Genomic DNA, 12,742 nt, shown 5'->3' with positions numbered 1-12,742 from the left:
GGGAGAGTATTAGGTCACGCCGTCCCTAGTCCCCTCCATGATCGACGTTCGCTTTTCGGAGGCGGAACTCGAGCAGCGACGCGAACACATCACGCAGTTCGTTCGCGACCGCGTCGACGCCGCGGGTGCCGACGGTGTCGTCCTGGGCCTCTCGGGCGGAATCGACAGCACGCTGGTCGGACACCTCGCCGTCGAGGCGCTCGGGGCTGATGCCGTCCACGGTCTCGTCCTGCCGGCGACCGTCAGCAGCGAGGGGAACATGAGCGACGCCGAACGGGTCGCCCAGGACCTCGAGATCACCTCCGACGTGATCGAGATCGAGCCGATCGTCGACTCGTTGCTGTCGGCCTATCCCGAGGCCGAGGGCGACCACGAAGCGGTCGGCAACGCACGCGCTCGCGTCCGTGCAGTGTTCAACTATCTCGTCGCCAACCACGAGCAGCGCCTCGTTCTGGGGACGGGCAACCGCAGCGAGGCCGCGGTGGGCTACTTCACCAAGTACGGCGACGGGGCCGTCGACTGCCACCCGATCGGCAACCTCTACAAGGCGCAGGTCCGCCAACTCGCCCGTCACGTCGGCGTCCCCGAGGACCTCGCCGCCAAGACCGCCACCGCGGAACTGTGGGCCGACCAGACCGACGAGGACGAACTCGGAATCAGCTACGATACGCTCGACTCGATCCTGGTGACGCACGTCGACGGGCCCCTGTCGATCGCCGCGACCGGGCGATTGCTCGAGGTCGACGAAGCGACCGTCGAACGGGTCCGCGGCATGTACGACCGCAGCGAGCACAAGCGAACCGTCCCGCCGGCCCCGGACCCGCTGGACTAATCACCGCCATCGCGGCGCTGGCGTCGCCACTCGTCCTCGAGAAGCCCGTACCAGTAGACGTCCTGATACTCCCCATCGACGAAGTCGGCGTCGCGATGGACGCCCTCCTTCGTGAACCCCACCGTCTCGAGAAGCCGCTGTGATGGGTCGTTGAACTCGAACACGTGGGCGGCGATCCGGTGGAGTCCGAGCTGATCGAACGCGTACTCGACGACGCACTCCGTCGCTTCGGTGCCGTACCCCCGGTCGTGGTGATCCGGTGCGATCCAATACCCGATCTCGGCGGTCCGGGCCTCCCAGTCGAACTCGAAGAGACCGATCGTCCCAATCGGCGTCGAATCGACGCCGATCAGCAGGTCGACCGTATCGTCGCCACAGATCACGTTATCGAAGAAATCGCGCTCCTGCTCGCCGTTGAGCGGTCTGGATCGCCCGATCGACCGCCAAATCGTCGGATCGTTGACCTGCGCTTGCAGGAACTCGAGGTCCGCCTCCTCGATCGGTCGGAGCGCGATTCGATCGCCGTTCAGAAACACTGGGCCGGGCATACTCGCCCATAGCTGTCAGCAAGCATAGGACTTTCCCTGGGCCGGTCCCGACACCGCGCCGCCAGCGATATCGGCTTCGGAGTCGCCGCTACTCGAGGAGCGCGTCGATATCGTCGGCGTGGGCGGTGACGAGGTCGGCAAACGCCGCGGCCTCGCGTCGTTCCTGACTCGCCCGCTCGCCGTCGTCCCGAAGCCGGTGTTTCAGGGCCGCCAGCGCGTCGGCTGCGTTATCAGCGATCCCCTCGGCCACCGATCGGGGGTCGTCCTCGAGACGCGAGATCAGCCCCGTTCGGAGCGCCGTCTCGGCGTCGATCGACCGACCCGACAGCGCGAACTCGAGGGCATCCCCCTCGCCCATGACGCGTGGCAACCGGACGGTGCCGCCCCAGGCGCCGAACAGTCCGAAACTGACCCCCGGTTCCCCGTAGGTCGAGTCGGGGGTTCCGACCCGGACGTCACAGGCCAGCGCGAGTTCGAGGCCGCCGCCGCGTGCGGGGCCGTCGATTCCCGCGACGACGACCGCCGGCGAGTCTTCGATGGTCCGGGCCACCCGCTGACCCAGGCGGGCGAACTCGGCTGCACGGTCGCGGTCCCCTTCGAGGGCCGCGACCTCGGTCAGGTCGGCACCGGCACAGAACGCCGGGCCGCGTCCGCGAAGGTAGACGACGGATTCTTCGGCCTCGCGGATCGCGGTCTCGAGGGCCTCGAGCCCATCGACCGTCAGTGCGTTGCGCGCATCGGGGCGGTTCATCGTCACGGTGCGAATCGGACCGTCAGCGTCGACCTCGATCATGTCAGCAGTCGATCGGGCGTTTCCAAAGGTCTTTGGCTCCCCCGTCGTAACCCCCCGCTAATGGAGAATGCCGACAGCTGTCGGCGTGCCGCCGTCGAGGCAATCGCGGACGTCGAACCACCACAGCTACACGACTACATCGAAGCCACCCTCGAGCGTGCATCGATGGTACCCGGAACCCTCACCCTCGAGAGCGCCGCAATGATGGGGTCCGAGAGACCCGTCGTTGGACCCGACTGCGAGCGGTCCCTCGATGCCGACTCCGCCACCGATGGGGGACGCGAGCGATCGGCCGATCGCAACCCCGACGGCGTCGTCACCCACGCGGCTGGCGTCCAGCTCATCTACGAAGGTCTACGTCTGACCCGCTCGCTCGCCCGCGACGAACCCTGGACGGCGACCGACGCCAGCGCGGGCGACGGCGATCTCGCGATCCTCGCGGCCGACATCCTCGTCGCCCGCGGGTTCTACCTGCTGGCCCGTACCGACGCCGCCAACAAGGCGGTCCGAACCGTCCAGTCGTTCGGCCGCGACCAGACCCGGCGTACCGACCTCGCGACCGACGACGGCGACCTCGACCCGACGGCGTCCGATCTCGACGCCACCCTCGAGCGGGACGTGCTCGAACTCGCCGCCCTCACCGGGGCCGTCGCGGTCGGCGAAACGCCGTCACCGCGCCTGCACGCCATCGTGGACTCGCTCGCCGACGCCGTCGGGACCTCGTTTCCGCCGGTCGAGGACTCGCTTGGCAACCTCGAGCCCTCGGCCCGCGAGCAGTCCCTCGAGGACCACGCAACCGATCGAGCCACGTCGGCGACGGACCCGTGATGTCGATGTCGACCTCCGGAGAGGACCCCGACAATCCGGCGCACGGCCCGATCGAATCGAAACCCATAAAGACATCTCCGATCAACGAAGAAGTACGCGCCTGGGTAGCTTAGCGGTAAAGCGCGTCCTTGGTAAGGACGAGAGCCCGGGTTCAAATCCCGGCCTAGGCTTCTCGCACTTTGGTCCCATCGTGTTGGTATAACGACCGATACTGGTCGCTCCGTCTCTACTTCTTGCCGATTCTCCGAACGTGGCGGTCTGTCGGGAGGTGAGTAAGCGTCGTGTTCAGCGTGCCTGATTCTATGTCACCGCGAATGGAGTTGTGCCACTGATAAACAAACCTTATGCGCGCCGAGTCGATTCCCTGAGACAGGATGGTACGTGAGAGTTGGGCGAGTCGTGCCGGATTTATCTTTGCTGCGGTCGGAAGTGCGATCGGGCTGGGGAACATCTGGCGATTTCCCTGGATGACCGCGGAGAACGGCGGGAGCGCCTTTCTGCTGTTGTATCTACTCATCGTTCTCGTCGTCGGGGTACCGGGATTGCTGGCCGCGTTCGTGATCGGTCGCCGGTCGAACCGGAACCCAGTGGGGGCGTTCAAATCGCTCGCCGGATCGCGTTTCTGGACGGCGTTGGGCGCGCTCTGTGTCGTCACTTCGATCATGCTGATGTCGTTCTACAGCGTCGTCGGCGGGTGGATCCTTCGGTACGTCCTCGAGAGCGTGACGGGTGCCTATTTCGCGAATCCCGAAACCCACTTCGCGGCGATCAGCTACGGTGCCGAAGCGTTCGGCTACCAACTCGCCGTCCTCGCGGCCACGTCTCTGATCGTCGCCGCGGGGATCAGACGCGGCATCGAGGCGACGACGAAGGTGATGATACCCGGTGTCGTCGTGTTGCTCATCGGACTCGCGATCTGGGCGGCCCAACAACCCGGTGCCGCGCAGGGATACGAGTTCTACCTCGAGTTCGACGGTGCCTACCTCGCGGAGAATTTCTTTTCGGTACTGGGAGGGGCCGCGGGCCAGGCGCTGTTCACCCTCTCGATCGGTGGCGGGACGATGATCACCTACGCCTCCTACATCGACGACGATCGCTCGCTGCCCCTCGACGCCTCGGCTATCGCCGTGTTCAACCTCGGGATCGGCATCCTGGCCGGCTTCGTGGTGTTCCCGTTGTTGTTCTCGTTCGCGCCGGGCCCGACCGAGGGCGGTCCCGGGGCCCTGTTCATCGGGATCGCCGGTGCGTTCGCGAGCCTGCCCGGCGGGCGACTTCTCGGCGCGGTCTTCTTCCTCGTCGTTCTCCTCGCAGCCCTGACGAGTCTAATCAGCATGCTCGAGATTCCGGTCTCGTTTCTGGTCGACGAGTTCGATCTCGAGCGGTCGACGGCGACCCGGGGGCTGTTCGCGCTGATCGTCCTCACAGGCGGCGTGAACGCGTTCAGCCCCGCGGTGTTTACGCTGTTCGCGGACCAGCTCGTCGATCTGCTCTTGATACTCGGTCTAACCGGGTTCATGATGTACACGGCCTGGGTCCTCGGTCCGGCCGCGATCGAGGAGTACCTCGAAGGCGCGGGACAGCTCTCACGCCCACTGGTTGTCCCGTGGCGATACGCGATCGGGACCCTCTTCCCGGCGTTTCTCCTCTTTACGTTCTACGCCGACGTCGCGGCCCTGTTCGGGCTCTCTGCGGGCACGGGACTGTTGTCGGTCGCGACGCTGCTGACGGTGCTGGCGCTCGTCTTCGTGGCCCGCCGTTCCGGCCCCGACAGCCGGCCGCAACCGAGCGAGAGTCCGGACTGACTGGGACGAGTCGCTCAAACAGCACCGGTCTCCCTCGAGCGTCCCCTCTCCCGCCTCGAGGTCCTGTTGCAGTCGTCGGTGGGTTCGACCCCGGTCTGCGGTTTGAAGGGGTGATCGGTCGTCACCGGACCCGAACCGGGGCTCACTCGAGTTCGATTCGACAGTTGGTGTCGGCTGACTCGAACGCGGCTTCGATGACCTGCAGGTCCGCGAGGCCGTCTTCGCCGTCGGGTTCGGGGTGGGTGCCGGTCAGTACGCAGTAGCCGAAGTAGTCGAACTCCTCGCGGACCTCGTCGACCGGCGGGCCGGTGTACTCCATGCGAACGTCGCCGCTCTCGACGATCATATCCTGGGGAACGACGCCACCGAACGGCGACTCGATGTTGATCATGCCGTCGGTGCCGACCAGTTCGAGCGCGCTCCGGGCGTGAGCGTCGAGACTCGCGGTACACGAGGCCGTCGCGCCGGTCTCGAACTCGAGTTGAAACGCGATCTGTTCTTCGACTGCGTCGAACGCCTCCCCCCGCGAGTGGGTGGTCGCGTACACCTCTGTTGGTTCGCAGTCTAGGAGGAACCGGGTCGTGTTGAGCGGATAGACCCCGAGATCGACCAGTGCGCCGCCACCGGCGAGTTCGGGATCGAGACGCCACGTGTCGGGAGTCGCGTGCTCGAGCAACGGATTCGAGAACCCGCCGTGAACCTGGACGATGTCGCCGATCACGCCCTCGCGGACGAGTTCCCGCGTGCGGCGAACCGTCGGTTCGGTCTGGAGTCGGTAGGCAGTCATCAGCGTCACGCCGGCGTCGGCACAGGCGTCGACGACATCCCGAGCGCGCTCGACGGTGATCTCGAGGGGTTTCTCGCAGAGGACGTGTTTCCCGAACGCGGCCGCCGCGGTCGCATAGTCGCCGTGGAAGGCGTTCGGTGCCGCGACGTAGATCCCGTCGTAGGCGTCCGTCCGTTCTCCAGCGAAGAAGCCGTCGTAGTCGATGACGTGTGGGACATCGTAGGTCTCGGCGACGTCTCTCACCCGGTCGGACGAACTCGTGACCAGGACCGTCGTCTCGCAGTTGTCGCCCTCGGAAATCGCGGGAAGCGCACGCTGGCGCGCGAAGCCACCGATGCCGATAACCGCGAGGCGGACGGTTCCCTCGACCGATTCGTGTTCCCAGTCTCGTCGCGTGAAGTCCGTGAACGCGTCCTCGAGCGCCATACCTCTCCTAGGGCCTGCAGCGGAAAGGGCCACACTGAACGCTGTCCTGACTGTCAGCGCGTGGGATCTATCGATCCCGCGGAACAACCGATAGCGGGTTTTCGAACCTCGTATCCGTCGATGGTATTCCCCCGGAACGGCCTTTCGAAGGAAAAAGTTATTCAATAGCCGCCACTGATATGCAAACAGCCACTGGTGACGTAAGATGGTCAAAATGGAAACGGCGGAGCTGGATACCGATCTGAGTCTGTTCAAATACGACAACCTCGAGCAACTCCCACCGAGATACCGGGAGCTCGAGGAAGACGAACGGACCGAACGCATCGATGCGGCGCTCGAGGAACTCGGCGACGATGTCGTCATCCTGGGACACAACTACCAGCGACGGGAGATCGTCGAGCACGCCGACTTCATCGGTGACTCCTACCAGCTCTCGAAGGAGGCGGCCGAGGCCGACGCCGAGTACGTGATCTTCGGCGGGGTCACGTTCATGGCCGAGAGCGCGGACATCATCACGGACGACGACCAGTCCGTGATCCTCCCGAGCATGGAGGCGTCATGTCCGATGGCCGGGATGGCCGAGGCCCTCCAGGTCGACAGCGCGTGGGCCGAGATCACGGCGGCCGCGCCCGATGCGGACATCATTCCGATCACCTACATGAATTCCTACGCGGACCTGAAGGCCTTCTGTGCGAGCCAGGGTGGGCTCGTCTGTACCTCTTCGAACGCCCACGAGGCGTTCGAGTACGCCTTCGACAAGGGTGACAAGGTCCTTTTCCTGCCCGACAAACACCTCGGGGAGAACACCGCCCACCGACTCGACATGGAAGACGAAATCGCCGAGTGGGACCCCTGGGACCCCGAGGGAAAAGACGCCGACGAGGTCGCGGAAAGCGACATCATCCTCTGGGACGGCTACTGCCAGGTCCACGAACGGTTCCGCGAGGAGCACATCGCGGAGATCCGGGCGAACAACCCGGACGCAAACGTCATCGTTCACCCCGAGTGTCGCCGCGAGGTCGTCGAGGCGGCGGACAAAGCCGGTTCGACCGCGACGATCTGCGAAACCGTCGCGAACGCCGATCCCGGCGATACCTGGGCCATCGGCACCGAGATCCACCTGACGAACCACCTCCAGCGGTGGCACCCCGACGTGAACGTCGTCCCGCTCTGTGGCGACGCCTGTATGGACTGCAACGCCATGCGCCAGATCGACCCGAACTACCTGACCTGGGTGCTCGAGGAACTCGCGGCGGGACGCGAACACAACGTGATCGAGGTCGCCCCCGAGGAGAAGGAACTCGCGGGCGTCGCGCTCGACCGCATGCTCGAGATCTAACCATGACCGAGACAGACACCGGGACGGCAACGACGACCGACGGCGAGGTCGCGGATGTCCTCGTCGTCGGCAGCGGTATCGCGGGCTGTGCGGCCGCCCTGTCGGCCGCACGGGAGGACGCGGACGTCCTCCTCCTGACCAAAGCGACCAAACCGGACGACGCCAGCACGGACTGGGCGCAGGGCGGGATCTCGACGACGCGTGGGAACCCGGCATCGCTCAAGACCGACATCATCGACGCCAGCGACGGCACCGCGGATCCGGACGCCGTCGATACCCTCGTCGAGAACGCCGACGACGCCGTCGAGGACGTGCTCGTCGACACCCTCGAGGTCGAGTTCGACCAGGGCGAGAACGGCGAGTTCGACTACACTCGCGAGGCCGCTCACTCGGCGTCTCGCATCCTCCACGTCGACGCCGCGACCGGGACACACATCCTGCGGCCGTTCCTCAACTACGTCGCCGACCACGAGCGGATCGAAGTGCGGCAGGATACCGCCGCCCTCGAGCTAATCACCGCCGAGGGGCGCGTCCACGGCGTGGTGAGCGACGAAGCGCCTGAGGGTCACCCGATCTACGCCGGCGCGACGATCCTCGCGACCGGCGGAATCGGCGCGCTCTACGGCCGCTCGACCAATCCGGCGGACGCGACCGGCGACGGGATCGCCATGGCCGCGCTCGCCGGGGCCGAGATCGAGGACATGGAGTTCGTCCAGTTCCATCCGACGGCCTACGCCGGCGAGGACCCGTTCTTGCTCTCCGAAGCCCTGCGCGGTGAAGGTGCCGTCCTCCGGAACGGCGACGGCGAACGCTTCATGGACGAGTACCACCCCAAGGGCGACCTCGCGCCGCGGGACGTCGTCGCTCGCGCGGTCGAAACGGAGCGCGAGGCAACCGGCGATGTCGTCCTCGACGTGAGCCCGCTCGAGTTTGAGGCCGAGTACCCCGCCATCGCCGGAAAGTGCCGCGATCGGAGTATCGACGGCGATGAGATCCCCGTTGCGCCCTGCGAGCACTTCCTGTGTGGCGGGATCGCCGTCGACGACCGCGGCCGGACCTCGCTCGATCGGCTCTACGCCGTCGGCGAGTGTGCCCGCACCGGCGTCCACGGCGCGAACCGACTGGCGAGTACCAGCCTGCTCGAGGGACTCGTCTGGGGGCTCCGAGCGGGCGATGATGCGGTCGGATTCGACCCCGAAGCGGTCGAGGCTCCCGAACTCCTGAACCGGGACCCCGCTCTTCCCGACCGCTTCGCCGCCGAGAAGTTTACGCGTCTCAGGCGGACGATGGACGAGTCCCTCGGTCTCGAGCGCGACCTCGACGAGATCGCCCGCGCGAGTAGCATCCTGCGGCGGCTCAAAGGCGAGGTCGACGCCTACATCCGAACCCGGACGGCGCGGGACCTCTACGAACTCCGCAACGCCAGCGTCGTCGCGCTGTTGATCGCGCGTGCGGCGAGCGAGAACACCGATTCGGTGGGCTGTCACTACGTCGCGACCGACGCCGACGAATCGACGGCCGAACCGCCCGCGGACGACTGAGATGATCACCGACGCACAGATCGAGCGCTGGCTCCGCGAGGACGTCGGCCACCACGACGTGACGAACCGCGTTCCCGGCGAGACGACCGGCAGGCTCGTCGCAAAGGAGGCGGGCGTCGCCGCCGGTCTCGAGGCCGCGGCGGCCGTCTTCGAGTACCTCGGCGTTACGGTCGTCGATCGACTCGCGGACGGCACCGCCGTCGAACCGGGCGACGACCTGCTCCGGGTCGAAGGGACCACACGTGACCTCCTTCGCGGTGAGCGCGTCGCGGTCAACCTCGCGGGTCACGCGTCGGGGATCGCGACGCGGACGCGGACGGCGGTCGAACACGCTCGGTCCGAGTCCGACGATGTCGCCATCGCCGCGACCCGCAAAACCACGCCCGGCCTGCGCGGCCTCGAGAAGCGCGCGGTCGTCGCGGGTGGCGGCGACACCCACCGGCTCGATCTCTCCCATATGGTCATGGTCAAGGACAACCACATCGCGGCGTTGGGACTCGAGGACGCGATCGCCCGCTTGCAGGAGCGCACGTCGTTCGCGACGAAGGTCGACGTCGAGGTCGAAGCCGTCGCGGACGCCCCGCGAGCGGCCGCGGCCGGCGCGGACATCGTCCTGCTCGACAACATGACGCCCGAGGAAACGCGGGCGGCCGTCGCGGCGCTCGCCGATCACGAGGGCGTTCTGGCCGAAGCCAGCGGCGGAATCACCGTCGCGGACGTTCCGGCCTACGCCGCGACCGGCGTCGACGTGATCTCGATGGGGTCGCTGACCCACTCGGCACCGGCGCTGGACCTCTCCTTTCGGACCGGCGAGTGACCGCCCTCAGTCGTCGGTCGGACTCCACGCCCGCACGTCCGACTCCTCGAGAAAGAGCGACGGATCGTCGTGGGAGAAGCTGACCCACCGGTCCGTCGACGCTGTCGTCACGTGGGTCAGGAGCTGTTCCTCCAGCAGTGCCGTTTCGAACACGTCCCGACAGGCCGATAGATCGTACGTGAGCGGGACGAAAATGGCCGTCTCGCTCGATTCGTCGCGCTCGACCGTCAACGCGAGCCGGCGCTCGCTCCCGTCGGCAGCGACCGGGCGGTAGTAGACGTTCGCCGACGTGATCGTGACCGCTCCCTCCTCGATGAGGTCCGCGACGATCTCGTACTCCGCGGCGCTGACCGTTACGTCGAGCCCGACCCGTTCGTCCCGATCGACCGGCGAGACGGCGGTCGGCTCGAGGACGACGACGTCCCAGCCTTCGTCGCGGTACTCCTCCGCGATGGCGCTCGCATCCGCGAGGAGGTCCGCCCACAGCGAGCCACCGGGTTCCGCGGCGTCAGCGGCCGCTGACTCGTGTGTCGCTTCCGGTCCGGCTGCTGGCTCCGACTCGTCGCGCGTCATCGGGGCTCCTCCGATCGCGTTCGTGTCGTCATACTCGAGGCCGACGACGCGGAGCGGAAAAACGTTACCTCACTCCTCTTTGCGCCGGTCGGCGTCCCCCTCGAGCGACCGATGCGCTCGGCGACCCGCGTCTACGTCTCGCCGTCATCGCTCGGGTCCGACGGCGGCAGGTCGAGCGGCCCGATCGCGTCACGCCAGATATCCTCGCCGTCGGGGTCACACGCTGCTTGCCACTCCGCCGGCGGCAGTACGGTCGCGTCGATCGCCCCGTCCTGGGCCGCCACCGGCGGGTCGATCCGTACCAGGTGGAGCAACGTCCCGACTCGGTCGTGCGATCGGAGCCGGTCCAGTGCGGCCGTCGCCTCCTCGAGGGTCAGAAACGAGAGCATGCATTCGGTGACGAAGACGTCGATCTCGTCGATCCCGAACGCCTCGCGCAGCGACGCGACGAGGTCGTCGTCGCGAACGTCCGCCTCGAGCAGTCGCTCCCGGGTGGACGGTGCCGCCGTCTCCAGTATCGATGGGGAGGCGTCGAAGCCGTAGGCCGCCACGTCGTCCGCGCGCAACTCGGCGACGGTCGCCCCCGCGCCACAGCCCGCAACGACGACCACCGGCTCTCGGTCGCCGTCGGCGACGAATGCGGCGAACGCGGCGAGCGCCCGCACCCTGTCGTGGTTTTCTCCCATACGATACCGTCGGCCCGCGCGTCGAAAACCCTCTCGGCTCCGTCCGGCGGCGGGCGGCGGTCACACCTCTGCTCGTAGGCCGGTGGCCGCTACCGTCCCTCGCCGATGTGTTCGATCGAGACATCGCTCGCGTCGCCGATCAGCGCCTCCTCGAGCGCCGTTCGGACGGCATCGGGATCGGACGGCCCGCCGGCGGCCGCGACGGTCCCGACTGACGCCGGATCGAGCGGCACTGCGAGCGCGTCGTAGACCCGCTCGAGCACGTCCGCGAGTTCCTCGCGGGCGGCCACGAGCACGATGCCGGCGACGAGGGCGGCGTCGCTCCGGACGCGCTGGGCGATACCGACGACCTTTCGCTTTCGACCGGCCGCGCTCGCGGCCCCGACCGACAACGAGTGCGTTCCGGGGCAAAACGAGTCGTCGGGTTCCCCCGGGATCGGCTCGAGGCCGAGCGTCCGAAGCGCCCGCTCGAGGGCCGCCGAGACGCGGTCGTAGCGCTCGGTCGAGCCGGTCCGGAAATCCGCGACCGGTTCGGCGCGGGCGAACGCCAGCGTCGTCGTCCCGTCGTAGGCGACTGCCCGCCCGCCGACGCCGCGCTCGACCGGCCGAAAGCCCCGCTCGTCGGCGCGTTCGCGAGCGCTGTCGTACCCGTCGCGGCGCGCGTCCCGGCGGCCGAACGCGACCTGTCGGTGGGGCGTCCAGACGCGGACGGCCGATTCGCCGGCGGCGGCCACCGAGAGCAGTCGCTGACTCGCGTCGCGATCGGCCGCGACGGACGATGCCCGCCCACGAAATACGCGCATACCCGCCGTTCGACCCGGTGCATCTAAACGTTCACGCTACCCAGACCGAAACGACGATGGCCGTCACGCTTCCCGAGGCCGTACTGGCGCGCTACGAGCGCTTCTCGCTGTACAACTCCCCGTATCCCGCCCACGACGGCGGCTGTGCGATCGATCTCTACCCCGGGACCCTCGCCGACGGGCGGACGACCGCCGCGCCGAGTCCGGTCGCGGGCACCGTCCGCGAGACCCGAACCGTTCGCGCGCCGCCGAAGCCCTACGCGCCCGACAACGACCACCTGATCCTGCTCGAGCCCGCGGACTCCAGCCCGTTCGCCGGGCTGACGGTTCGCATCCTGCACGTCGACCCGGCGGTCGATGCCGGCGATCGCCTCGACCGTGGGGACTCGCTCGGTCGGCTCGTCCGCGCGGGGTTTTTCGCACCCTGGGTCGACAACCACCTCCACGTCGGGTTTCGCAGCCCGGACCGGAACCCCTATCGGGCATCGGGCTCGCTCCCGATCGCCCTCGACGCGACGGTGCGCCCGCTCGAGTGGGACGGTACCGGCCGGGTTCGATCGACCGGCGACACCTACGCGGTGCTCGATGCACCGACCCACCCCGATCCGGGCGCGGCGTTCGTCGGCGTACGGGCCGACGGCGGCGGCGTCCTCGACGGCGGCGTCCCCCACTACGCCGGCGGCGGGCTGCTCGAGCGGCCCGAACCGCCGGCGGCGGACGAGCAGACCGTCTCGCTGAACGGCGACCGCCTCGGCGTCGCCGACGGCCGCACGATCGCGTGGGACGACGTGACTGTCACCGCAAACGGCGAGCCGATCACCGGCCTGTCGCTGTTCTGCGCTCGCGACGGGGAGTTCGGTGCGAAACTGATCTGTCCGGACCGTTCGTTCGCACGCGGCGAACGGGTCCGGGTTCGGGTTCGCTCGAGCGCAGGCCTCTGAAACGCCCGCTCAGTCGTCTTGCATCG

Annotated in this window: 13 protein-coding genes and 1 tRNA gene; 8 read left to right on the top strand and 6 right to left on the bottom strand. The window is 67.7% G+C overall.

Translation table 11 applies throughout. The features are described 5' to 3' along the window. Positions 1-37 precede the first annotated feature (37 nt). Positions 38-832: an NAD+ synthase gene (locus FGF80_RS15735; protein ID WP_138655053.1), complete on the top strand. Its 795-nt coding sequence runs from the start codon at positions 38-40 to the stop codon at positions 830-832. Here FGF80_RS15735 and FGF80_RS15730 read toward each other — a convergent pair. Together FGF80_RS15730 and FGF80_RS15725 are read right to left on the bottom strand one after the other, a co-directional pair. Beyond that, on the bottom strand, positions 829-1,380 hold the full coding sequence (locus FGF80_RS15730) for a GNAT family N-acetyltransferase (RefSeq protein ID WP_138655051.1): 552 nt from the start codon (positions 1,378-1,380) through the stop codon (positions 829-831). The genes FGF80_RS15735 and FGF80_RS15730 overlap by 4 nt on opposite strands. An 88-nt stretch (positions 1,381-1,468) precedes the next feature. Beyond that, positions 1,469-2,173, bottom strand: coding sequence for an enoyl-CoA hydratase/isomerase family protein (locus FGF80_RS15725; RefSeq protein ID WP_138655049.1), 705 nt, complete (start codon positions 2,171-2,173; stop codon positions 1,469-1,471). Positions 2,174-2,233: 60 nt separating this feature from the next. On the opposite strand from FGF80_RS15725, the gene FGF80_RS15720 reads away from it, so the two are divergent. From FGF80_RS15720 to FGF80_RS15710, 3 genes are all read left to right on the top strand, one after another. Beyond that, on the top strand, positions 2,234-3,001 hold the full coding sequence (locus FGF80_RS15720) for a DUF7114 family protein (protein ID WP_138655047.1): 768 nt from the start codon (positions 2,234-2,236) through the stop codon (positions 2,999-3,001). 98 nt (positions 3,002-3,099) lie between these two features. Continuing rightward, positions 3,100-3,171, top strand: a tRNA-Thr gene (locus FGF80_RS15715). A gap of 204 nt (positions 3,172-3,375) precedes the next feature. Then, positions 3,376-4,803, top strand: coding sequence for a sodium-dependent transporter (locus FGF80_RS15710; RefSeq protein WP_138655045.1), 1,428 nt, complete (start codon positions 3,376-3,378; stop codon positions 4,801-4,803). A gap of 142 nt (positions 4,804-4,945) precedes the next feature. Here FGF80_RS15710 and gfo6 read toward each other — a convergent pair whose 3' ends face one another. Beyond that, entirely contained in the window at positions 4,946-6,016 is a 1,071-nt protein-coding gene (gfo6, locus tag FGF80_RS15705) for a D-xylose 1-dehydrogenase Gfo6 (protein WP_138655043.1), read from the bottom strand. Positions 6,017-6,221: 205 nt separating this feature from the next. Between gfo6 and nadA the strand changes: the two genes are divergently transcribed. From nadA to nadC, 3 genes are read left to right on the top strand one after another with little or no spacing between them, the layout of a single operon-like run. Continuing rightward, positions 6,222-7,355 carry a quinolinate synthase NadA gene (gene nadA, locus FGF80_RS15700; protein ID WP_138655041.1) on the top strand — a complete coding sequence of 378 codons (1,134 nt, stop codon included), beginning with the start codon at positions 6,222-6,224 and terminating at the stop codon, positions 7,353-7,355. A gap of 2 nt (positions 7,356-7,357) precedes the next feature. Continuing rightward, the gene (locus FGF80_RS15695) at positions 7,358-8,896 is read left to right on the top strand and encodes an L-aspartate oxidase (protein ID WP_138655039.1); all 1,539 of its coding nucleotides are present in this window, start codon (positions 7,358-7,360) and stop codon (positions 8,894-8,896) included. A 1-nt stretch (position 8,897) separates the two neighbouring features. Continuing rightward, on the top strand, positions 8,898-9,713 hold the full coding sequence (gene nadC / locus FGF80_RS15690; RefSeq protein WP_006183890.1) for a carboxylating nicotinate-nucleotide diphosphorylase: 816 nt from the start codon (positions 8,898-8,900) through the stop codon (positions 9,711-9,713). A gap of 6 nt (positions 9,714-9,719) precedes the next feature. On the opposite strand, the gene FGF80_RS15685 is transcribed toward nadC, so the two are convergent. The 3 genes from FGF80_RS15685 to FGF80_RS15675 form a co-directional block, all read right to left on the bottom strand. Then, positions 9,720-10,286: a DUF7529 family protein gene (locus tag FGF80_RS15685; RefSeq protein WP_175417046.1), complete on the bottom strand. Its 567-nt coding sequence runs from the start codon at positions 10,284-10,286 to the stop codon at positions 9,720-9,722. Positions 10,287-10,417: 131 nt separating this feature from the next. Beyond that, entirely contained in the window at positions 10,418-10,972 is a 555-nt protein-coding gene (locus FGF80_RS15680; protein ID WP_138655037.1) for a class I SAM-dependent methyltransferase, read from the bottom strand. 89 nt (positions 10,973-11,061) lie between these two features. Then, entirely contained in the window at positions 11,062-11,775 is a 714-nt protein-coding gene (locus tag FGF80_RS15675; RefSeq protein ID WP_138655035.1) for a lipoyl protein ligase domain-containing protein, read from the bottom strand. 56 nt (positions 11,776-11,831) lie between these two features. Here FGF80_RS15675 and FGF80_RS15670 point away from each other — a divergent pair, with 56 nt between their 5' ends. Further along, entirely contained in the window at positions 11,832-12,716 is an 885-nt protein-coding gene (locus tag FGF80_RS15670; protein WP_138655033.1) for a hypothetical protein, read from the top strand. Positions 12,717-12,742: the final 26 nt, after the last annotated feature.

The organism is Natrinema pallidum (assembly GCF_005890195.1).
In the GTDB taxonomy this organism is placed as follows: Archaea; Halobacteriota; Halobacteria; order Halobacteriales; family Natrialbaceae; genus Natrinema; species Natrinema pallidum.
This window is presented reverse-complemented; position numbering and strand designations above follow the sequence as displayed.